This window comes from Nannocystis punicea (assembly GCF_026965555.1).
Classification (GTDB): domain Bacteria; phylum Myxococcota_A; class Polyangia; order Nannocystales; family Nannocystaceae; genus Nannocystis; species Nannocystis punicea.
Window position 1 is genome coordinate 11977894 of record NZ_CP114040.1, and the last position, 22398, is coordinate 12000291.

The following is a 22398-nucleotide window of genomic DNA, read 5'->3' on the forward strand; positions in this document are numbered from 1 at the left end:
TCAGGGTACGATCTTGCCGCTCTGAATCAAACCGCCCGAGGCGAACGAGGCGCCGCAGGTCGGGATGTTGCAGCCGATCGTCTGGTTGGGCAGGCGGGTGTTGCTCGGATTCAGACAGACCGCGCCGTTCGGTCCCCACTCGGCCTCGACGGCGTAGGGCGTGTTGGGGTCGACGTTCTGGATGCCGAGCTGATCGAGCACGTGGATCGGCGTGCCGGTCACGGTGTGCGGCACGCCGTTGCCGCAGTAGTCGGCGCGGACCATGCGGGTGCAGGCCTGGTGGTAGTTGGCGAGCGAGACCCCGTTCTTGGTCGACCACGGGCGGTAGCCGAACAGGACGCACTTGGCCAGCGCGGCGTTCTTGCAGGCGAACGTGACCGCGCCGGTCGGCCTGGGTTCGATCCTGTTGCCGGTGGCCGGGTCCCACACGTCGGGCAGCGCCAGCGCCTTGACCGGGTTGCCCTGTTCGTCGGTGCAGAACTCGGACCAGTAGCCGTAGCTGGTGGCGAAGTCGAGGTCGTACTCCCAGACGTCGGTGTTGGGGATCTGATCGACGTCGCGGATATACAGGTGCCGCCACTGGGTGGTCCCGTTGTCCTTGACCTGGAAGTTGTAGATCGACCACAGCACGTCCTGTTGGGTCATGCTGCCGATCTTCAGCATACCGCCGACGACGCTGCTGCTGAGGGTGTAACCGCCGTCTGGCTTCTCGATGTCGAACAGTTGGATGTAGTCGGTCGAGCCGGCGTCGCCGTTGAGCTTGAAGTCGTTGAGGCGCGCGCCGTTGAGCTTGAAGTCGTTGAGCTTGAAGTCGTTGAGCTTGAAGTCGTTCCACTGGGCGTCGCGCGCGTGCAAGATGCCATCGTCGCCGATGAACTCCTCTTCCGCCTCGTCGCAGCCGATACATCCGAGCGCGACCACCACCGCACCAACCATCACGCCGGTCCTGAACGCCACCATCGTTCCCTCCTCCGCGAAAATTAAAACCCGCTGATCTTCGATCCTATCCGCGGCTCCCGGCGGCGTGAAGTGGGGTGCCGGGCGAGAACGCGCGCGCGTGTTTCACGGCCGTAAGAGGCGTATGGCGGCTGCTCACGCCGAGACGTGGCGCGTACCGGGTCGCACCTTCTATCATGGGGGTGACCTCTGCCTCGATGACGTCCGGCGAAGACCAGGTGCGACGGGAAGTACGATCCACAAGTGCGGTGTCGTCGCGAGACAACGACACACGCGTGGTGTTGGTGATCGTGGGCCTCGCTCTGCTCGTCGGTGTCGCTGCGACCGCGACGGACGAACACCGTTCGACTGCGATTGTCAGCGGCGCGATCCTCCTCGGAGGACACATCGCGGCGACGGTGTTCCTGGGGCCTGTGGAGGGCAAGAGGGTTCGCATCGGTGCGCTCCTCTGGTCAGTGATCGTCGCGGTGATGGCGATCGCGGCGCCGATGGCGGCGGGTGCGGCGACGCCGATCTGGTGTTTGTTGTTGCCGGTGACGGCGGTCTCCGTGCACGCGACCAGCGCGGCTACGGGGATCACCGCCACCGCGATCGGGGTGGCCGCGGGTGTGGGCCTCTTCATCGCGGGAGCAGGATCGATCGCGTGGTTGGCGGCCGCGGCGATCGCCGGGGTCGGTCTGCTCGCGGCGGCCTCGCAGCGGCGCGGCGAAGAGCGTGACGACGCCCTCCGTCGGCGGGAGAACGAGCTCGCCGGCGTGCGGGCCGAGCTGCGAGATCTCCGGAGCCAGCACGTCGCCGGGGCCGAGGGCCGCCTCGTCGCCCTCACCCGCGCCAACCAGGCTCTGCAGTCGGAGGTCGAGCGCGGGCGACGGGTCCTCGAGGAGGCGCTCGACGCCAGTCGGACCAAGACGTCCTTCCTCCTCAAGATCAGCCACGAGCTGCGCACGCCGCTCAACGCGATCGTCGGCTACACCGAGCTGCTGCTCGAGCACCCGGAGGAGGCCGAGCCGGACGAGCTGCAGGCCGACCTGACGCGGATCCTCGGGGCCGCGCACGAGCTGCTGGCGCTGATCGACAGCGTCCTCGATCTGGCGCGGCTGGAGGCCGGCAAGTTCGAGCTGCACATCGAGGAGTTCGCGCTCCACGATCTCGTCCACGAGTGCGTGGCCGCGGTGACGCCGCTGGCCGAGCGCGGGCGCAACCAGCTCAAGCTCAAGCTGTCGCGCGAGCTCGGCACGATCCGCAGCGACCGCACGCGGCTGCGGCAGGTGCTCATGCAGCTGCTCGGCAACGCCTGCAAGTTCACCCACGGTGGCCTCGTCGAGCTGCGCGTCGAGCCGATGGCCACCCCGACCGGCGCCGTGTACCTGCTCAGCGTCCGCGACAACGGCATCGGCATCGACCCGGCCTACCTGCCGCGCCTGTTCACCCCGTTCTCGCAGGCCGACGATTCGCCGACCCGCCGCTTCGGCGGCCTCGGCGTCGGCCTGGCGCTGTGCCGCCATTACTGCATGCTGCTCGGCGGGGAGATCAACGCCGAGAGCGAGCTCGGCAAGGGCTCGGTGTTCCGCGTCCAGGTGCCCGCGACCGCCCGCGACCCGCGCGAGGCCCCGGTCCTGGTGTCGGCGTTCTGATGTCGGTGATTCATGGCATGTCCATCAGGACATGTCTTTTAAGGCATTTCATACGCCGAAGGCCAGCGACAGCGCCATCGCGGTGGCGGCGACGATCGCCGCCACGCCGAGGCCGAGCAGCGCGACGCCGAGGCCGAGGTTGAGGCGGCGGCGCTGCAGCACCCGGGCGGCCTCGGCGAGGGTGCGCACCGCGTGGTCGCGGGCGCGGGTGGTCTCGGGCAGGTCGCGGACCACGCTGTCTGTCCCGCAGTAGAGGCAGGTGGTGGCCAGCGCGTCGGCCTCGGGGGCGAGCGGGGCCCCGCAGCCGCGGCAGGCCAGCGCGCCGGCGGGGCCGCTCTTGCAGGCGCTGACGTCCCGGCGGACGCGCAGCACCGCGGCGTCGACGGCGGTCGCCCACAGCCACAGCAACGCGCCGGGCAGCAGGGCCGGGACGGCGACGAAGCCGAGGTTCTCGACCGGCGTCGGCGGCGGCGACAGGCGCGACTGGACCAGCCAGGTGCACAGCGGCGGGAGCACCGACGCCAGCGCCAGCGCCACCGCCACGACCGGCTTGCCGACGCCGACCGTCAATTGCTGCCAGCGCGGCTCGACCTCGCGGCGGAGCCGGGCGACCGCGGCGTGGGCCTCGGCGGCCACCCGCCAGGCCTCGGGGATCTCGATGCTCCGACCGCAATGATGGCAGTCGATCGAGGCGGCCGCGCGCAGCGGCGTCGCTGCTCCGCAGCCCGGACAGCGCAGGGTCTCGAGGCTCACTGCGCGCCTCCGCGATCGGGCCGCGCGCGCAGCCGGTACCAGCAGCCCTCGTGCGAGAGGCCGTCGATCGTCACCACCACCTCGCGCTCCGGCGCGACCTCGACGCGGTACCACGATCGCTCGGCGAAGGTCTGCGCGGCCCCGTCGGCCGCGATCGTCACGGCGCAATTGCGGGCGAAGTCCCACTCGATCTGCATCGATTCGCCGCGGCGGCTCCGCAGCGAATAGCGGCGCTGCTGCGGGCAGATGTCCTGGGTCGCCGGCAGCGTCGACGCGCAGCCGTGCTCCCAGTGGCCGCGTCGCAGCGGGGTCGTCGTGTGAAAGCCGAGCGCGGTCGGCAACGTCTCCGCCAGGCCGCTCGCCAGCGACAGCCCGGCCAGGGCCAGGCACACGAACCATGGCAGCTCGCGAGCGACGCCGTCGTCGGCCGGCTCGACGTCACCGCCGCGCCAGGCCCACCACAACCGCGGCACCGCCCCGCCGAGGCCGAGGCCGAGGCCGACCAGCGCGGTGACGAGGCCGAAGAACACCCAGGTGTCGGAGGCCGCCCCGGCGCCGAGGGCGACCAGGCGCAGGCCGGCGAGCACGAGCAGGCCGCCCGCGGCCAGGTGCGCGAGGGCGAGGCCGATCCAGCGCGAGCGCGGGGCCGCGAGCGCGGCGGGCACCACTCCGGCGAGCAGGCCGACCCACGCGATCCACAGCGGTCCCGCCAAACCGCGCACGGTCCACGTCGTGATCGCGGCGCCGACCAGCGCCGTCGCGATCGCCTTGAACAGGGCGCCCGCGCCGAGCGGCCCGCTGCTCAGCGCCGAGGCCACGCCGAAGGCCGGGAACCCGAGCGCGACGGCGAGAAAGCTGCCGGTCAGCAGCACGCGCACGAAGGTGCCGGCGGGCGCGGGCGCTGCGGGCGGAGACATCGTCGCGGGGATTGTCGCCCGCGCGGCGAACGATCACCAGAGGGCCGGCGACCTCGCGCAGTCGTGCGAATCCGCGAGGGCGCGCGCCGGCGCGCGACTGTGGTGATTGCCGCGGCGGCCGCGGATCACGGCGCGAACACTGCGACGAAGCCGTCGAACAGGCCCTTGCTCGTCACCGGGGTGCCGTCGAAGTCGACCGCGCCGTAGAAGCCGCCCGAGAGCGCGGTGGTGCCGTCGGGGCGGACCGCGACGCCGTCGGCCTCCTGCTCCGTCGCGTCGCCGAAGTGCTTGCTCCACACGTGGCTGCCGGCCGAGGTGAACTTGACCGCGAACGCGTCGCGCATGCCGGCCCACGGCAGGACGCCGCCGCCGAAGTCGTTGTCGCTGTAGTAGTGGCCGGCGATCACCAGAGTGCCGGAGTCGTCGACTGCGAGGTGAGCCGGCCAGACGATGCCCTCGCCGAGCAGCTTCGACCACGCGTGGGCGCCGTCCTCGGCGGCGAACTGGGCCACGAAGCCGCGGTACATCGGCGCCTCGAGCGGGCCGCCGCCGAAGTCGAGCGCGCCGACGAAGTGGCCCGAGGCGGTCACGCGGCCCTGCGGGTCGACGCCGATCGCCGACAGCTTCTGCTCCTTGGCGTCGCCCCAGCTCGCGGCCCACAGCGCGACGCCGTCGGGGTCGAGCTTGGCGAGGAACACGTCGCTGCTGCCGGCGCTGACCAGCGGGCCGATGCCGGGGTCGATCGAGCCCTGGAAGGAGCCGCCGACGTAGACGTTGCCGTCGTCGTCGACGGCGACCGCGCGCGCGTCCTGCTCGGTGTCGTCGCCGAACTGGAAGCTCCACGCGTGCTCGCCGGCCGGCGTGAACTTGGCGACGAACGCGTCGAGCGAGTCGCTCTGCCCCGACAGCGCGCCGCCGCCGAGGTCGAGCGACTTCGTGAAGTAACCAACCACCGCGATCGCGCCCGACGCGTCGATCGCCAGGTCGCGCGGGACCGCCGTGCCCGTCGACGGGTGCGACGCGCTCCACACGTGCTCGCCGGCGGGCGACAGCTTGGCGAGGAAGACGTCGCGGTCGCCCTTGGCGACGAGTTGGTCCCCGCCGAAATCGACGGTGCCGGTGAAGTCGCCGGCGATCACGATGTCGCCGTTGGCGTCGACGTCCAGGCCCCAGCCGTCGCTCAGCTGGGTCGCCGGATCGCCGAAGCTCTTGCTCCACTCGTGCGTACCGTCGGCCGCGAACTTGGCCAGGTAGACGTCGTAGCTGCCGACGCTGGCCAGCGGGCCGCCGCCGAAGTCCGAGGTGCCGGCGCCTTGCGTCAATACGAGGACCGCGCCGTCCGGGTCGAACGCCACCGCGACCGCCCGCTGATCGCCGACGTCGCCCCACTCCTTGTGCCACTGGACCGCGCCGTCGCCGGCGCACGGATCGACGCCGTCGCAGTCGTCGTCGCCGGGCGACTCGCAGGTCTCCGGCGCCGGCATCACGTCGCCGACGCACATGCCCCACTCGCCGTCTTCGCAGGGCGCGACGCCCGACTTGCAGTTGCCGACGTCGGCGTGGGCCGGGTCGCCGGTGTAGCAGGGGTTCTCCTCGCCCGGCTGACAGGTCGACGTGTCGGTCGTGGATGTCCCTTCGGTCAGGCCCTCGGTGGTGGTCGTCGTCGGCGCCGTGGTGGTCGGCGTCGATTCGGTGGTCGTGGCGAGGGTGCCATTGTCGGTGCCGGCCGACTCGCCGGTGGTCGTGCTCGTCTCGGCGGTGCTCGCAGTGCCGTCGGTGGTCGTGTCCGCGGTGTCGGTCGCGGCCTGTTCGGTGGCGGCGTCGTCGGTGCCGCAGGCGAGGGCGAGGGCGCAGAGGAGCGGGGCGGGGCGTCGCATCGTCGGCTCATACCACACGCGCGGCCGCGCTTCGCGGGTCGCGTCTGCGGAGGCCCTCGGGAGTCCTCACATTCCGCGCGTTTTCGCCCATTTTACCATTGCGTTGCCGCCGCGGGTATTACGGGCCGGCAAGGCGCGAGGGGGGAGCCTGCCCGTCGACTCGCGCGGCGCTAGCGGCGGCGCCGACTCATCGCATAGGCGATACCCGCCTTGAGCGTGCCGAGAGTGACGATCGAGCCGAGGTCGGCGCCGAGGGACACCAGCGTCGCGGCGAGCCCGGGGCGGATCCCGGTGATCACCGATTCGGCGCCCAGCAGCGCCGCGCTACGGGCGGCCCGGAGCAGCGCATCGGCGGTTTGCGCGTCGATCTCCGGCACCCCGGTGATGTCGAGGATCACCGTCCGCGCGCGCGAGGTGGCCACCCCGTCGAGGAGGGTCTGCAGCACCCGCTCGACGCGACGAGGGTCGAGCGTGCCGATCAGCGGCATCACCACCGTCTCGTCGTCGATCGGGATCAGCGGGGTCGACAGCGCCAGCAGGGCCTCGTCCTGGGCGCGGATGACCTCCTCGCGCAGGCGCATCTCGACGCGCTGGGCCGCGGCCTGCTTGATGCCGGTCTCGTCCATCGTCGCGCCGCGCAGGCCGATCGGGGCCCCGTCGTCGCCGTAGATCAGCGACATGCGACTCGTGACCCACAGGGTGCGGCCGTCGCGGGTGATCCAGCGATACGACGATTCACCGCGCCCGGCCTGAAACACCTTTTGCGCGTCGGCCATCGCCCCCGCGCGATCGTCGGGGTGGATCAGCTCGATCCAGAAGTTGGGCTGCTTCCATTCGTCGACCGTGTAACCGGACATCGGCTCGATGCGGTCGCTGACGTAATCGACGGTCATCTTCTCGTGCGATTGTTCGAAGTAGCTCTCCCACAGGATGCCGGGGATGTGGGTGACCAGACCGTCGAGCCGCCCGCGCAGCAGTCGCTCGCGCAGCGCCAGCTCGTGGTTGTCGCGCTGAAGCTCGGCGACCCGGGCCTCCGCCGCGCGCAGGGCGGCGCGCAGCGCCTCGATCTCGTCCTGTCGTTCCGTCACGGGCGCGCAGTCTATCAAGGCGATGGCCGCGCCCAGGCCCTGATTCGTGGTCGCCCGACCCCCGCCGACGGGACGAAGTGCACGGCCGCGCGTGAAACTTCGATTCGTCGCTCCGCCCCGGGGTACCAACAATCGCGGTCCGGGGGCCGATGGCCGAGACAAGTCTCACGCCCTCTCGACCGCGGCCCTTCGATTCCTCGCGGCCGCGCGGCGATAATGCGCCGTCGTGTGCCGGCGCGCCGGTCGCGAGAAAGGACGCTCCAGTGCCGCCAATCGCCGCCCTCGCAACCGCCACGATCTTGCTGGCGCCGACACCGGCGAGCGAGCCGCCGACGTGGGTGTTCTTCGCCGACAAGGCGGTGCCGCCGGGTGAACTGGAGGCAATGCTGGAGCGACGGGCGGACGAATTGGCGCCGCGGTCGCTGCGCCGGCGAATGCGGGTCCGCGGCGATCGGGGCGTCGACGTCGGCGATCTCCCGCCCGCGTCGACCTACGTCCAGGCGATCGCGGCGACCGGGGCGCGGGTGCGGGCCACGTCGCGCTGGCTCAATGCAGTGAGCGTCGCGGCCGACGCGGCGCAGCGGGAGGCGATCGCCGGGCTGCCGTTCGTCGCCGGCATGCGGCCGGTCGGGCGCACGCAGCGGGCCGATCGGGGCCCGGTGTGGACCGCCGAGTCGACGACCTCCGCGGCCTTCGGCGTCGCCGAGACCCAGCTCGCGCTGCTCAATGTCCCGGCGCTGCGCGAGTGCGGCCTCACCGGCGCGGGCGTGGTGATCGGCGTGCAGGACAGCGGCTTCTCGCTGCAGCACGAGGCGTTCGCGGGGCTGCAGGTGCTGGCGGCCCGCGACTTCGTGCAGGGCGACGACGACGTCGCCGACGGGCCGGGCGACGGCGAGGGCCAGGACCGCCACGGCACGATGGTGCTGTCGCTGCTCGCCGGCGAGGACGGCGACGAGTACTCCGGGGTCGCGCCCGGCGTGTCGGTGATCCTGGCCAAGACCGAGCGCATCGACGAGGAGGAGCCGTACGAGGAAGATCTGTACGTCGAGGGGCTCGAGTGGATCGAGGGCATGGGCGCCGACCTGTTCACCGCCTCGCTCGGCTACTTCTATTGGTACGAGCACCCGCAATTCGACGGCAAGACCGCGGTGGTGTCGCAGGCGGCGACCGTGGCGATCGCCAACGGCCTCGTCATGTTCACCGCCAACGGCAACGAGGGGCCCGAGCCCGGGAGCCTGATCGCGCCGGCGGACGTCGACGGCATCATCGCCCTCGGCGCGACCAACCTCGACGGGGTGATCGCCGACTTCTCGTCGCGCGGGCCGACCAGCGACGGGCGGGTCAAGCCCGACCTGCTGGCGCCCGGCAAGGACGTGTGGGTGGTCCGGCCGGGTACCGACAATGAATATTTGCAGGGCAACGGCACCAGCTTCGCCACGCCGCTGGCCGCCGGCGTCGGGGCGCTGCTGCTCGAGGCCTACCCCGAGCTGACGCCCGGCGAGATGCTGGCGCTGCTGCGCGCCACCGCGTCGCAGCCCGACGCGCCCGACAACGACGGCGGCTGGGGCATGATCGACGGCTACGGGGCCGCGGGCCTGTATTGCACGTGCACCGACGCCGACCGCGACGGTCACTTCGCGGTCGCCTGCGGCGGCGACGACTGCGACGACGCCGACCCGGCGGCCCACCCCGGCGCGACCGAAGTGTGTGACGGCCGCGACGACGATTGCGACGAGGTCGTGCCGGCGGACGAGGTCGACGGCGACGGCGACGGCGTGCTCCTGTGCGCCGGCGATTGCGACGACGCCGACCCCGCGCGGAGGCCCGGCGCGGTCGAGGACCCCGACGATTGCGTCGACAACGACTGCGACGGCGAGGGCGACCCGGCGTGCGCGCCGACGACGGGCGTCCAGACGTCCGGCGGAGGTAGCGGCACCGGCGAGGACGACGCGTCGACCGCAGACCCGACGTCCGCCGCCACGGGCCCGGACGCCACGAGCACGAGCGGCGGCGCGGGCGACAGCGGCGGCTCGGCGACCGGAGACCAGGGCTGCGGCTGCTCGTCCGGCGGCCCCGCGACGTCGCTGTGGCTGATGCTCGCCCTCGCCGGTGTGCGGCGCCGACGGCCGCGTTCTCGAGTATCCTCGCGCCTCGAATGAGGCGCGCCGCCGCACTCCTCGTCCTCGTCGCCGCGACCGCGTGCACCACCGTGGGCCCGCGCGCGCTCCGCTTCAGCCGCGGGACCTACAACACCGCGATTCAGCAGACCAACAGCGAACAATTGCTGCTGAACCTGGTGCGCCTGCGCTACCGCGACGCGCCGCTGTTCCTCGAGGTCACGAGCATCTCCAGCAGCCTCTCGCTCGAGCTCGGCGCCGGCCTCGGCGGTTCCGTCGGCAGCAACAACAACTCGGTCGCCCCCGGCTCGGCGGTGACCTTCATCGACCGCCCGACGATCTCCTACGCCCCGCTGCAGGGCTCGCGCTTCGGCAAGCAATTCCTCAGCCCGGTCGAGCTGAGCGACATCCTGCTCCTCTACCACGCCGGCTGGGCGATCGATCGCATCTTCCGCGTCTTCGTGCAGAAGCTGGGGCCGCTGCAGAACGCGCCGCGGGCGTCCGGGCCGACTCCCCCCAATGCCCCCGAGTTCGAGTCGTTCTTCACCGCGACCGATCTGATGCGATCCCTGTGGCTCGACGGCATGGTCGACGTGAACTACCAGTCGAGCGTCGCCGGCGACAGCCTCACCCTCACGCTGACCTCGCGCACCGCCGACGAGCCGCGGATCGCCCACCTGTGCGCGCTGCTCGGCCTGCCGGGGCCGATTCAGAGGATCACCTTGACCGAGTCGCCGCGCCCGGACGAGGTCGGGGCGGTGCAGATGGTGACGCGATCGCTGCTCGGCGGCATGTACTACGTATCGCACGGGGTCGAGGTCCCGCCCGAGGATTACGCGGTCGGCCGGGTACCGACCACCCGCGACGGCGACGGCGACCTGTTCGACTGGGCGCGGCTCACCGGCACCCTGATGCGGATCCGCCACAGCCGGCGCGAGCCGAGCGGCGCGTACGTGTCGGTGTTCTACCGCGGCCTGTGGTTCTGGATCGCCGACAACGACCTCGAGTCCAAGTCGACGTTCTCGTTCATCACCCAGGTGCTCGAGATGCAGTCGGGCGAGATCAAGTCCGCCGCGCCGGTGCTGACGCTACCGATCGCGGCCGAGTGATTCACTGCTTCGGCGACCGCAGCCACGGGGCGCGGCGGCGCAGCCAGTCGATCAGCGGCTGCGGCGTGAGCACGGCGGCGGTGGTCATCGCCCGCGTCACGAGGCCCGGCACGCACAGGGCGTCGCCGCGCAGCAGCGCCTGCACGCCGGCCTCGGCGACGACCTCGGCGTCCATCATGACCCCGAGGCGCCTGGCCCTTGCGACAGGTACGACGTTTGGATCGTAGAGCGCGGTGGCGGTCGCGCCGGGGGCGAGGCAGGTGACGCTGACGCCGTAGACCGCGAGCTCGGAGCGCAGGGCGGCGGCGAAGCTGCGCAGATAGGCCTTGCTGCTGGCGTAGTAGCCGATGCCGGGGAACGGCCGCCAGGCGGAGATGCTCGAGACGAGAAGGATCCGCCCGCGCCGACGGGCGCGCATGCGGGCGCCGAGCAGGGTGCACAGCAGCGACGGGGTGGTGACGTGCAATTGCAGCATCGCCCGCGCGCGGGCCGGGTCGGCGTCGACGGCCTCGCCGAAGAAGAACACGCCGGCGTTGTTGACGAGGACGTCGATCTGCAGGCCGCGGGCGTCGACCGCGGCGACCAGCGCCTCGGCGGCCTCGGGCGCGGCGAGGTCCTGGACGATCGTGTGCACCTGCGCCGAATGGGCGGCGGCGATCTCCGCGGCCGCGCGCGCGAGCGGCTCCTCGCGGTTGCTGACCAGCACCAGAGCGAAGCCGCGGGCGGCCAGGCGGTGCGCGATCGCCAGACCGATCCCCGAGCAGGCGCCCGTGACCAGCGCCGTCTCGCTGTGGACATTCATGGGCGCAGCCTCGCCGGCGGCGGCTCGCGGTGATGGCAGGCCATGTGGGTGGTGTAGATCCGGGCCGCGCAGTAGTTGCAATGATCGCAGGCGGCCGCGCGGCCCTCGGCCTCGGCGAGGTTGCGAATGAAGGCAGGGTCGCGGATCAGCGCGCGGGCCATCGCCACCGCGACGAAGCCGTGGCCGAGGACCTCGTCGATCGCCGCGCGCGAGGCGGCGCCGCCGACGTACACCAGCGGCAGGCGCACCGCCTCGCGAATCACGAGAGCGTCCTTCAGAAAGTAATTGTCGGTGTAGGGGAACGGGGCGATCAGCGTCTGGCCGAACAGCGCGAGGCCGAGGCGCAGCGTCCAGTCGGTCATGAGGCGGCCCATCACCCGCGTCGGCATCGCTCCGCGCATGATGTACATCGGCGCCCGGCTGACGAACCCGCCCGAGAGCACCAGCGCGTCGGCGCCGTCCTGCTCGAGCGTGCGCGCGACCTCGATCGCCTCGTCGAGCTCGACGCCGCCGCGGAAGCCGTCGCGCATGTTGACCTTGACCAGCACCGCGACCTCGCCGCGCGCGGCCGCCACCACGCGCGCCATCACCTCGCGCATGAATCGCATGCGCCGCGCCAGCGGGCCGCCGTAGCCGTCGCGGCGGTGGTTGGTGGCGGGCGACAGGAACTGGCTGATGAGGTAGCCGTGACCGGCGTGGACCTCGACGGCGTCGAAGCCGGCCTCGCGCGCGAGCTCGACGGCGCGGCCGAAGCTGGCGGCCACGCGGTCGATGTCGGCCTGGTCCATGGCGCGCGGCCAGACCGGCCCGTAGAGGTTGAAGCGGGCCGAGGGGGCGATCGCGCGGCCGCCGGCGACCGCGGCCCTGGCCATGTTGCCGCAGTGACCGATCTGGATCGACGCGCGCGCCCCGGCGGCGTGGACGACGTCGGTGAGGGCGCGCAGCCCGGGCACCGCCTCGGGCCGGAGCCACAGCTGGTGCGGGAACGACAGGCCGCTCTGCTCGACGGCGGCGTAGGCGACGGTGGTCATGCCCACGCCGCCCTCGGCGACCTCGCGGTGATAAGCCAGCAGCTCGGGCGACGGCAGGTGACCGGGGCACATGCCCTCGAAGGCGGCGGCGCGGACGCTGCGGTTGCGCAATCGGACAGGTCCGATCGAACATGGCTCGAAGAGCTGGTGCGTCACGGGACCCGGGCAGGGTATCACGAGCGCCGCCGGGCCTGGCGCCGCGGCGCCAGGTGCTCGCGGACCTCGGCGAGTGGCCGGGAATTGAGCACCGCCTCCGCCTCGAGCCAGGCCCGACGCGCCTGGCTGACCGCGAGGTCGAGGCGCGACGCCTGCCCGCCGCCGGGCTCGCCGCCCGAGCCGAGCACGACCGGCACCCCGGCGACGCGAGCGGCCCGCAGCTGCGGCTCGAGCTCCGGCAGGTGCGCGGGGTCGCCGATCACCGCGAGCGCCCCGCCGACGGCCGCCTGCACCAGCGGGGTCGGATCGCGGGCGGCGTCGGCCTCGCGCGCGCCGGCGACGATCCGCAGCAACGCCGGGTGCGAGGCGGCGCGCGGGGCGTGCGACAGCCTCGCGGCCACGAAATCGACGTGCACTTCGGGACATGTCTTTTGAGCAATGTCGAGCTCGAGCCCCTGCAGCGGCGCCAGCTCGTGCTCGGCGCAGGCGTCGGCGGCGGCCCGGGTGCGCGCGTCCCAGTCGATCGCCGCGCGCGAGCGGCCCGGCACCGCGTGGACGATCAGCAGGTACTCGAGCCCTCGCGCCCGCGCCGCGGCGGCCGCGGCCGCGACCACTGCGCCCGGTTCGTCGCCGGCAGCGACCAGCACGAGGTCGCCGCGCAGCTGCCGGGCCTCGATCGGCTGCGGCAGCTCGCCGGCGGCCGCGGCCGCGATCTCGCCGCGATTCTCCCGCAGCTCGGGCGGGATGAACTGCAGGCCGACAGCCGCGAACACCGACGCCTCGGTCCGCCCGGCGACGCGACGTTCGTCGCGGAACACCCCGTACTCGTTGATCTTCAGCCCGCGCGCGACGCCGAGGCGGCGGACGGCGATGTTGTGGGCCTTGCTGCCGGTGAAGTAGTGCAGCGCGGCGCCGAAGCTGTCGCGGCCGACCACCCGCAGGTCGACCTGCAGGCCCGAGCGCAAGACCACGGTCGCGCGGGTCGGACCTTCGGCGAGCACGTGCGCGACGTCGGGTGCGCCCACCAGCGCCGCGATCGCGCCGTTGTGGCTGCGCGCGGTGACCAGGAAGTCGAGGTCGCCGACGGTGGCCAGGGCGCGGCGATAGCTGCCGGCGATCACGGCCTCGATCACCCCCGGCGCGGCGCGCAGGCGGGTGAGCAGGCGCTCGCCGTGCACGCGCGCTTCAGCCAGCGGCAGGCGGCGACCGGTGCCGAGCAGGCCGGCGAGCGCGTCGAGGATGTTGCGCTCGCTGGTCGCGCCGAACCCGGTCAGCTCGCGGATCTTCTGCTGCTGCGCGGCGGCCTGCAGGCCGGCGAGGGTGCGCACGCCGAGCTGCTCGAACAGGGTGCGGGCGCGCTTGGGGCCGACGCCGGGCACGCCCATGACGTCGTGGATCGTCGCCGGCCACACGCGGTGCAGGTCGTCGAGCATGGCGCAGCTGCCGGTGTCGACGATCTCGCCGATCTTGCCGGCGAGGTCGTCGCCGACGCCCGGCAGCTCGGTGAGGTCGTCGCCGGCCGCGAGCATCGCCGCGAGGTCGCGGCCGAGAGCGCCGAGCTCGTGCGCCGCGTTGCGGTAAGCGCGGATCCGGAACGGATTCTCGCCCTCCACCTCGAGCAGATCGGCGATCTCGGCGAACACCGCGGCGACGCGCAGGTTGGCGGCCCGATCGGAGCTGTCCGTAAGGACATGTGACTTCGCGGCCGCACGCGCCATGCTCCGAGATGGCTCGAGCGCCGGCAGGAGCACGCGTAAAGCTTGCGGCGGTGAAAGGCGCCGGGCGCCGACGGCACCGTGGGGTCGATCGGCCGTGCGTCGGCTCAACGCGGCGCGCGCAGGTGCGTGCAGGTGCCGGCCCTTACCACATGTTCCTCACGCTCCAGGACGGCGCACGAACGGGCGCTGCAAAATCTCGCTTGCGCGGGCGAGACAGATCGATCACGGCCGCGGCCGCCGGCCCGGCGAGCGCCTCGTCGCAGCGCGCGCGGTGCTCCGCAATCACGAACCGGGCGCCGCACTTCCGTTCTGCGCGGCTCCAGGCCGACCACGATCGACTCTGGCCCTTGACCGGCCCGGCGAGGCCCCGATGCGCTGTCACTCGAGCGACTTGCGCCCCTCTGATCGGCGCACTCGAGTTCATCCATTCCGATGAACTCGCTGTCTCGCCCCACCGTCGCGCGGGCCTGCCAATAGAGGGTGCGCAGGCTCGATCGCAGGCGGGAGCCTCGCCGTTGACGCTTCCAGGGCCTTGCCGCAACATCGAAGACCCCCTCGGACGCTTTCGACCAATGATGAGCGAACTCATGCCTGAGAACCCAGACGGCTGGACCTTCCTGACCAACCACGCGCATGTCTTGCTGTGTCTCGCACAAGACCCCGAGATTCGTCTATGCGACGTCGCCGCCGAGGTCGGATTGACCGAGCGGGGCGTCCAGCGAATTGTGAAGGAGTTGGCGACCTCGGGTTACATCACACGCGAGCGCAACGGCCGGCGAAACCGTTATTTGGTGCACGCGCGCCAGCCCTTGCGGCGGGGCATCGCCCGCCACCGCGAGGTCGGTGATTTGCTGCAACTGATCGTCCAACGTTGACCCGCGGCTTTATGCCCCCCGGGGAGCGCGGCGGCGTGACCGATTCGTGACAACGAGGTCGGCGAGGGCTATGTCCAATTGGACAGGTGACGTCGGCGCTGTACAGGAGAACCGAGTTCGCGCCGGCGGAGCACCCGGCGGGCCTCGAAGCCTGCTGCACCGGGCTCGAGACAGGCAGTGAGGGCGGCGGCGTCGGTGAGCGACGGGGCGACGTCGGCCTCGACGGCCTCCGCCTCCGCGAACCAGTGGGAGTACTCGCCGGTGCGGTCGGCGAGGTCCTTGAGGAGGGCTTCGGGCTCGAGCGCGTCGGTGAGGGCACCGAGCTCGGTGTCGTCATCGGCCCTGCCGGACCGGATCGCCACCTCGTAGGCGAATGCAGGCAGTCCGGCGGCCACCAGTTCGCGAACGACGGCGACGGTGCGTGATTCGCTGGCGGCGATCGCCAGCCATTCGCCGTAGTAGCTCCAGTAACCGACGATCCGCTGGACCGCCCTGGCAGCAGTGCGGCGGACGTCGCGATGTGGGTCCCCGGTCGCCAGATCGCGGAGACGGGCGACGAAGGTCGGGTCGGCGCACCAGCCGAGCGAGCGCACCGCCTGCGCGCGGGCGAACGGGTGCGGGTCGTCGGTGCCCTCGTGCAGCGCCGCGATCGCGGCCGGGTGCGGGCGCTGGCCGAGCGAGCGGTAGATGCGGGCGCGGACCGAGAAGTTGGGGTCGCACTCCCAGCGCAGCAATGACGGGATGTACAGGTAGCCCGCGGTCTTCATGCTCCACGCGTGCGAGTGACGGCCGCGAAACGAGGACGCGGGGAACTCGGGCGCCGGCTGGCTCACCACCAGCGCCGGCACGCCGGCCTCACGGGCCGCGACGATCGCCGCGACCTCCGGCGCGCAGTCCGGCGCGAGCCAGCGAGCGGCGGCGAAGCAGGCGTTGGCCTCGATCGTCCAGCCCTCGGCCTCGCGCGCGCGGCCGGCCGCGAGCCAGCGCTCCGGCGCATCGAGGGCGCCGAGGTACTCGCGCCAGCGGGCCGACGTCAGGCACGACGGGGCCTCGCCGCCGTGCATCTGCAGGCGGACGTAGATGGCGCCGGCCCAGTCGCGCAAGGACTCGTGGTCGCCGGCGTAGGGGCGGTCCCAGGCTGCGATCGCGGCGGGCTCGAGCGGGACCTCGGGCCGGCTGCGGGCCAGCTTGCGCGCGGCCTCGGCGGCGACGCGCTGCCGATATGTCTCATAGGACAGCTGGCCCTCGCGCAGCGGGTAGTGCTGCGCGAACCACAGCGCGTCGCCCGGATGGGCGGCGAGCCGGGCCTCGACCAGCGCGCGCAGGTCCACGGGCTCAGCCGGGGGGGTTGGGGTTGATCTTGCCGGTGCCGGTGCCGCCCAAATAGGCGTACGAGTCGTGCTGGTCGTAGCCGACGATGATGACCTGGAACGGCGAGTCGCCGCCGTCGAACACGTGCACGCCGTCGGCGCAGGCGATCCGCGCGACCTCGTAGCCGCTGGCGCCGACAGGGTTGAACTCGGCGTCGGAGATCGGGACGCCATCCATGGTGATGACCGCGCCGACGGGGCGAGTGACGACGGCGACGTCGGTGATCCAGGTGCCGGGCACGAGGACGACGTAGCGCGGCAGGTACTGCTCGACGGGGGCCATCTGCACCATCGCCGGGTCGCCGATCGAGCTGCCGAACGCCTCGGCGCCGACCATGTAGCCGTAGACGGCGATCGGCTTGTCGGCGATGACCTCGAAGTCACCGGGCTCGGTCGCCGGGCCGGTGGCGTAGAACTCGCTCATCTGGTTGGCGTTGAGCACGAAGTTGGTGGCGGGGATGCCGGTGACCCCGGGGTCGGCGACGATGGTGACGTTGGTGCCGCTCTCGGAGGCGTAGATCTGCCACAGGGTGTTCTCGGGCGCGCCGCCGTTGCGGATCGGCATGCGCGAGGCGATGAAGTGCTTGCCCCACTGGCGCACGCCGGCCAGCTGCTCCTCCATGTGGTCGCAGCAGCAGGTCGACTCGGGGATGAGCGCGCACTCCTGCCCGGCGAACACGGCGACGGGGTGGTTCTCGTTGCTGTTGATCTTGGTGCCCGTCATGCTGTCGGGGATCGACTGCACCGCGACCGAGAGCACGTCGCCCTCGTTGAGCGGGACGGTGAACGGGGCCCCCGGGGCGCCCTGCGGCACGCTCGGGCCCGCCGCGGTCACCACGCTCGGCTCGACCTGCACCATCGTGCCGTCGACCGTGGCGATGACCGTGACGTAGCTGTGCTGGAAGCCGTTGGTGTTGTCGTACATCGACTTCCACGCGGTCACGCGGTTGATCGTGTCGAGCGCGGCCGCGGGGTACAGCATCGCCGCGTCGGAGAGGAAGGACGAGGCGCCGTCGACCGGGTTGAACTGATAGGCGACGACCGGGACGTCGGAGGTGACGCGGTAGGACCCGCCGGGGTTGACGCCGGAGTCGTCGATGTGACGGTCGGGCAAGTTGAAGGTGAAGAGCGACAGCGGACCGACCGCCTGCGGCCCGCCGACGGCGCTCCACACCCCGCCGCTCTTGACCTCGACGACGACGTTGGCGGTGGCCGCCAGCTGCACGTTGGCGACCGCGATCGCGTACTGCGACGTCTCGACCGAGTCGTGCGAGTCCATGTCGACGGCGTAGAAGCGGCAGCCCACGGTGCTCTTGCCGGCCAGCGCCTGGTCGCACGTCTCGGGGATGATCGGCCCCTCGTCCGGTCCGCCGAAGTCGGGGATCATCTCGTTGCCGGCGTCGAACTTCGGGGTCGAGTCGCTGCTCGCGGTGGTCGCCTCGGTGGGACCGGCCGGCGTGGTGGTGCTGCCGCCGGTGGTGGCGGGCCCGGACGCAGACTCGGTGCCGGGCTCCTCGGTGGTGGGGCTGCCGGTCGGGCCGAGGCTGGCGATCGACGACACCCCCGTGACCGGGAGGGAGGTCTCGCTCCGGCCGTCGTCGCTACAGGCAGAGAGCAGGAGCAGGAGCGAGCCGAGGGGAGCGAACCGCGGAGAAACGTTGTGCATGCGAGAGACCTCGAGCAGAGCCCCACGATAGGACCCGCACCCACCCGCGCGGGCGAGGTGCGGCCGCGAGTTCTCACACGAGGTCTCCGCGACCACGCTCGCGTACGATGACGGGGGCATGGCCCCCGCCGACCGGTCCCCTCCCCATCGCTCGTGCGGGCTTCTCCTGATCGCCTCCGCCTGCGCCGCGGGCAGCCCGACGGGCGACACGGCCGCGAATTCGTGGTCCTCGACGACATCGACGACCACGGCCGCGACCACCGACGCGACCACCACGAGCGCGACCACGAGCGTCACACCGACGACGTCGAGTTCGACCTCGACGACCTCGACGACCGCGAGTGACGCGAGCACGAGCGACGCGACCTCGACCACGCAGGCCGAGACCACGGCGATCACCACCGGCCCGGGCGAATGCGCGCCGGTCACCAGCGAGAGCTTCACGCTCGCGAGCGACGTGCTGCTCGCGTGCGGGGCGATGGCGGCGGTCGACGTGTTCGACGTGCCGCTGAGCCACCGCGGGCCGGCGGTCGCCCGCGCGACGCTGACGATCGAGCACACGCAGTCGGTGCCCGATATCCACTTCTGGAACGCGACGGTGCTGGTCGGCGAGTCGCAGTACGGGTTCGGGATCGGCGACGACCTCTGCAGCGGCTATCAGCCGGTGACCAAGCAGAACCTCGGCTACGGCGTGCTCACCGACGCGAGCGACCGCGTGAAGGTGCCGATGTACCAGGGCTCGGCGCCCTGCACCGACGGCGCGCTGGCGGTCCGCGCCGGCTCGACGCTGACCCTGTGGTACGCCGACCCGGCGCCCGGCTGCGAGCGCGTGGCCTACACCAGCTGGTACGCGACGCAGGGCTACGAGGCGACCTACGTGTGGCAGACGATGATGAGCCCGATCCTCGCGCTGCCGATCGACACGCCGCCGGGGACGCAGGCGCTGCTGATGTCGGTGGTCGAGGGCAGCCCCGACAAGAACCCGAACGCGGCCTGCGGGGCCGAGACCCAGACCCTCGTCAGCCAGCTGCGCGACGGCGGAGCGGTGCTCCATCAGGCCGAGAACCTGCTGCCGGCCTCCGGCGGCCAGGGCCACCTGGTGCTCGCCAACGAGGCGCTGCTGCCCGGCGCCGGCCCGCACGCGATCGACCTCGCGGTCGGCGCCAACGTGTTCGACAGCGCCGTCCGCACCGGCGGCTGCTGCGGCGACGCGGCCCTGTTCGCCGTGTTCGTCCCGGAATGATGCTGTTTAAAAGGACATGACCTCGACGACATGTCTTCAATTACAGCTCATTGCGCGCCGAGCGGCCGCCGGCGAGCGGGCTGAGCCGCGCGGCCGCGGCGAGCGAATCACCACACTTCATGTGCAGATATTATTCGGACCCGGACAGGCTGTAATAGCGGTGCGGCAGGTCGGCGCGGACGAAGTCGAAGCGGTGGATGAGCCCCGCGCGCTCGAGCACCCGGCGCGAGCCGAGGTTCTCGGCCCAGGTGAATCCACACACCTCCGGCAGCGCCAGCTCGCCGAGGGCGAGATTCACCAGAGCGCAGGCGACCTCGGCGGCCAGGCCGCGGCGCCACGCGGTCGGGACGAATCCATAGAGGACCTCGACGCTCTCGTATCCGCCGGCGTCGGTCGGCGCCAGGCCGGCGTAGCCGCAGGCGACGTCTCCTTCGCGCAGGGTGTAGACGCCGAAGCCGTCGTGCGACCACATCGCCACCAGGCGATCGATCTTCGCGTCGATCTGCGCCAGCGTCCGCGGACCGCCGAGAGTGCGCGCGACGTCCGGGTCCTGCCACACCGCGCGGTAGAACGGCCGGTCGCCCTCGGCGATGCGAGCGCCGCGCAGGCGCGCGGTGGTCAGCGTCTCGGGCGCGCGCGGCACGGTCACGCCAGCAGTTCGGGGTCGTCGCCCGCGAGCCGCGCCAGCATCTCGGTCGCCGGCCCGCGCAGGTGCACGTCGTAGAGGTCCGAGGCCGGCGTCTCGTCGGGGTTGATCTCGACGCGCACGGCCCCGGCCTTGCGCGCGTACTCCGGCAGGTAGGCGGCCGGGTAGACGACGGCCGAGGTGCCGATCGAGACGAACAGGTCGCAGCCGAGGATCGCGGCCTGCGCGGCGTCGAGGATCGGCTCGTGGAGGTAGTCGCCGAACCACACGATGTCGGGCCGCCACCAGCCGCCGCAGCGGTCGCACTGCAGCTCCTCGCGGACCACGTGGGCGTCCTGCTGCTTGATGTTGCAGGTGTCGCAGCGGACCCGCCACAGGTTGCCGTGGAGCTCGAGGATCTCGCGGCTGCCGGCGAGCGCGTGCAGACCGTCGATGTTCTGGGTGACGACGGTGACGCGCGCGGAGCCCTGGCCGGCGCGGGCGACGATGTGGTGGCCGCGGTTCGGCGAGCAGGCGGCGACGAGGCCGCGGCGGTAGTTGTGGAACTCCCACACTGCCTCGGGATCGCGGTTGAACGCGTCCTGGCAGGCGTAGCGGCGATAGTCGTACTCCTTCCAGATCCCGCCTGCGCCGCGGTAGGTGGGCACGCCGCTCTCGGCCGACATCCCCGCGCCGGTGAAGAACACGATCCGTTTGAAATCGCGCAAGCGAGGCTCGGGCATGGCGGCGATGGTAGCGGGCCGCCAGGCGCGGCGCGAGGGCCCCGCCGGCCCGCCGGCGTGGCGCTCGCGGTGGAGCTTCGCCGCGCTCGCGTCGAGATCCGGCGGGGCCGCTCGCGGTCACGAGGATGTTCCTGGCTCCTTCGCGTGCGAGAGGTACACTGCGTCGCCGACACGGCTGAGCTCGCTGGCAAACGCGCGCCCACGACCTCCGGACATCCTGATGATCATCCGGGGTTTTGACCAGTCCTCATTTTCCCGGCGCAGAACCTGGGTGCGCTCGGCGTCCGCCGCCACACGAGAGGCCCGCGCGACTTCACTGGTTTGGCGGGTGTGCGACCAGGGTATGAGACAGCGTTCGCACAAGGAAGCGGCGCGAGGGCGCCGCGACCTCTGCAGCCGCGCGTGCTCCCCGCCGACGCACAAGACCTCGATCTCGCGGCAGAGCGACCGTCTCGTGCTGCATGACGCGCTTTCGTCGAGCGCCGACGTCGTCGCACGGACATCCGCGTTCGTCGGCCGGACCACGTTCAATGTCTGTTCACACATGTTCCGTTAGACATGTAGTCGACTACGCCCAACAATTGTGCTGATGATAACACGGTATGTACGATGATACGCGCAACACACCGACTCGGCGCGGAAGCGACCGCGTAGGCGCTTGCGCGATCGCAGGGAGCGCTGTTCACCAATCGCGGGGGGCTGGTCAGCACGTAGCGGGGTAAGTACCCTGGTTTGTGGCCCGCCCGACGGGTCGAAAGCGGCTCCCATGAACGACACCAGCGCCTCCACCCCCCCGGAGTCCGACAGCGAGATCCAGGCCCTGCGGCGTCGTGTCGCCGAGCTGGAACAGACCGTCGCGGCGCTGGAGCAGGAGCGTGACGTGTTCAAGCACGTCGTGCACCACGCGCCCGCCTTCATCTCGCGCCTCACGCCCGACGGGCGGACGATCTACGCCAACGCCACCTGCGAGCGGCTGGTCGGCAAGACCAACAAGCAGATCGCGGGCCTCAACCTCCTGCCCATCCTCTACCCCGCCGACCTGTACCCGGCCGTCGAGGAGTACCTCAAGATCGCGGCCGAGGGCGGCGACGTCAGCGACTACGAGCTGACGATTCAGTCGCACACCGGGGAGCGCCGGACGCTGGCGTGGAACTCGTATCACCGCTTCGGCGTCGACGGCACGCTGCAAGAGGTGGTGTCGTTCGGGGTCGACATCACCGAGCGCAAGCGGGAGGAGAACGAGCGCCGGCGGCTGCAGGAGGAGATCATCGCGGTGCAGGCCGCGACGCTCGCCGAGCTGTCTACGCCGCTGATCCCGATCAGCGGCAAGATCGTGGCGATGCCGCTGATCGGCTCGATCGACGCGGCGCGGGCCCAGCGGATCATCGACACCCTGCTTTCGGGTATCAGCGAAGCCCGGGCCAGCACGGCGATCCTCGACATCACCGGCGTGGCCGTGGTCGACACTCAGGTGGCCGACGCGCTGCTGCGAGCCGCTCGTTCGGTGCGGCTGCTCGGGGCCGAGGTCATCCTCACGGGGATTCGCCCGGACGTCGCGCAGACCTTGGTCAACCTCGGGACCAACCTCGAGGGCATCGTCACTCGCGCGACCCTGCAGAGCGGCATCGCGTTCGCCATGCAGCAAGGCTGACGCCCCCGTCGGTATAAATCGGGCGACGATCGCCCCCGGCACGTCGCGGGGTCGAATCGACCCATG

The 22398-nt window shown here is 71.7% G+C and carries 18 protein-coding genes; 6 read left to right on the forward strand and 12 right to left on the reverse strand.

Features of this window, described 5'->3' with window-relative positions; genetic code table 11:
• The gene (locus O0S08_RS46020; protein WP_269035884.1) at positions 1–960 is read right to left on the reverse strand and encodes an ADYC domain-containing protein; all 960 of its coding nucleotides are present in this window, start codon (positions 958–960) and stop codon (positions 1–3) included.
• 467 nt (positions 961–1427) lie between these two features.
• Here O0S08_RS46020 and O0S08_RS46025 point away from each other — a divergent pair, with 467 nt between their 5' ends.
• A complete protein-coding gene (locus tag O0S08_RS46025; RefSeq protein ID WP_269035885.1) occupies positions 1428–2591 on the forward strand; it encodes a sensor histidine kinase in 1164 nt (387 codons plus the stop codon).
• A 48-nt stretch (positions 2592–2639) separates the two neighbouring features.
• Here the strand turns inward: O0S08_RS46025 and O0S08_RS46030 are convergent, their stop codons facing one another.
• The 4 genes from O0S08_RS46030 to O0S08_RS46045 form a co-directional block, all read right to left on the reverse strand.
• Complete coding sequence (locus O0S08_RS46030; RefSeq protein WP_269035886.1) at positions 2640–3344, reverse strand: hypothetical protein; 705 nt, start codon at positions 3342–3344, stop codon at positions 2640–2642.
• Entirely contained in the window at positions 3341–4261 is a 921-nt protein-coding gene (locus O0S08_RS46035; protein WP_269035887.1) for a hypothetical protein, read from the reverse strand. Before O0S08_RS46035 ends, O0S08_RS46030 begins: the two co-directional genes overlap by 4 nt.
• Positions 4262–4386: 125 nt before the next feature.
• Positions 4387–6138 (reverse strand): NHL repeat-containing protein, encoded by a 1752-nt coding sequence (locus tag O0S08_RS46040; protein ID WP_269035888.1) that lies wholly within the window; start codon positions 6136–6138, stop codon positions 4387–4389.
• 170 nt (positions 6139–6308) lie between these two features.
• A complete protein-coding gene (locus O0S08_RS46045) occupies positions 6309–7226 on the reverse strand; it encodes a PAS domain-containing protein (RefSeq protein ID WP_269035889.1) in 918 nt (305 codons plus the stop codon).
• Positions 7227–7489: 263 nt separating this feature from the next.
• Here O0S08_RS46045 and O0S08_RS46050 point away from each other — a divergent pair, with 263 nt between their 5' ends.
• Together O0S08_RS46050 and O0S08_RS46055 are read left to right on the forward strand one after the other, a co-directional pair.
• On the forward strand, positions 7490–9385 hold the full coding sequence (locus tag O0S08_RS46050) for a S8 family serine peptidase (protein WP_269035890.1): 1896 nt from the start codon (positions 7490–7492) through the stop codon (positions 9383–9385).
• Positions 9382–10452, forward strand: a complete 1071-nt coding sequence (locus O0S08_RS46055; RefSeq protein WP_269035891.1) for a hypothetical protein — start codon at positions 9382–9384, stop codon at positions 10450–10452. The genes O0S08_RS46050 and O0S08_RS46055 overlap by 4 nt, the downstream gene beginning before the upstream one ends.
• Position 10453: 1 nt before the next feature.
• Here the strand turns inward: O0S08_RS46055 and O0S08_RS46060 are convergent, their stop codons facing one another.
• The 3 genes from O0S08_RS46060 to O0S08_RS46070 are packed head-to-tail and all read right to left on the reverse strand — an operon-like array spanning position 10454 to position 14159.
• Entirely contained in the window at positions 10454–11254 is an 801-nt protein-coding gene (locus tag O0S08_RS46060) for an SDR family NAD(P)-dependent oxidoreductase (RefSeq protein WP_269035892.1), read from the reverse strand.
• On the reverse strand, positions 11251–12441 hold the full coding sequence (locus tag O0S08_RS46065; RefSeq protein WP_269035893.1) for an NADH:flavin oxidoreductase: 1191 nt from the start codon (positions 12439–12441) through the stop codon (positions 11251–11253). Before O0S08_RS46065 ends, O0S08_RS46060 begins: the two co-directional genes overlap by 4 nt.
• A 17-nt stretch (positions 12442–12458) precedes the next feature.
• The gene (locus O0S08_RS46070) at positions 12459–14159 is read right to left on the reverse strand and encodes a helix-hairpin-helix domain-containing protein (protein WP_269035894.1); all 1701 of its coding nucleotides are present in this window, start codon (positions 14157–14159) and stop codon (positions 12459–12461) included.
• A 572-nt stretch (positions 14160–14731) separates the two neighbouring features.
• Here O0S08_RS46070 and O0S08_RS46075 point away from each other — a divergent pair.
• Positions 14732–15034 (forward strand): helix-turn-helix transcriptional regulator, encoded by a 303-nt coding sequence (locus tag O0S08_RS46075; RefSeq protein WP_269035895.1) that lies wholly within the window; start codon positions 14732–14734, stop codon positions 15032–15034.
• Positions 15035–15102: 68 nt separating this feature from the next.
• Here O0S08_RS46075 and O0S08_RS46080 read toward each other — a convergent pair whose 3' ends face one another.
• Both O0S08_RS46080 and O0S08_RS46085 read right to left on the reverse strand, forming a co-directional pair.
• Positions 15103–16365, reverse strand: a complete 1263-nt coding sequence (locus tag O0S08_RS46080; protein WP_269035896.1) for a HEAT repeat domain-containing protein — start codon at positions 16363–16365, stop codon at positions 15103–15105.
• Between the two features lie 4 nt (positions 16366–16369).
• Positions 16370–18070 carry an IgGFc-binding protein gene (locus O0S08_RS46085; RefSeq protein ID WP_269035897.1) on the reverse strand — a complete coding sequence of 567 codons (1701 nt, stop codon included), beginning with the start codon at positions 18068–18070 and terminating at the stop codon, positions 16370–16372.
• Positions 18071–18188: 118 nt separating this feature from the next.
• Here O0S08_RS46085 and O0S08_RS46090 point away from each other — a divergent pair, with 118 nt between their 5' ends.
• On the forward strand, positions 18189–19313 hold the full coding sequence (locus O0S08_RS46090) for a hypothetical protein (RefSeq protein WP_269035898.1): 1125 nt from the start codon (positions 18189–18191) through the stop codon (positions 19311–19313).
• Positions 19314–19443: 130 nt separating this feature from the next.
• Here O0S08_RS46090 and O0S08_RS46095 read toward each other — a convergent pair whose 3' ends face one another.
• Positions 19444–19962, reverse strand: a complete 519-nt coding sequence (locus tag O0S08_RS46095; protein ID WP_269035899.1) for a GNAT family N-acetyltransferase — start codon at positions 19960–19962, stop codon at positions 19444–19446.
• The gene (locus tag O0S08_RS46100) at positions 19959–20681 is read right to left on the reverse strand and encodes an SIR2 family NAD-dependent protein deacylase (RefSeq protein ID WP_269035900.1); all 723 of its coding nucleotides are present in this window, start codon (positions 20679–20681) and stop codon (positions 19959–19961) included. The genes O0S08_RS46095 and O0S08_RS46100 overlap by 4 nt, the downstream gene beginning before the upstream one ends.
• 766 nt (positions 20682–21447) lie before the next feature.
• On the opposite strand from O0S08_RS46100, the gene O0S08_RS46105 reads away from it, so the two are divergent.
• Entirely contained in the window at positions 21448–22332 is an 885-nt protein-coding gene (locus O0S08_RS46105; RefSeq protein WP_269035901.1) for an STAS domain-containing protein, read from the forward strand.
• Positions 22333–22398 lie beyond the last annotated feature (66 nt).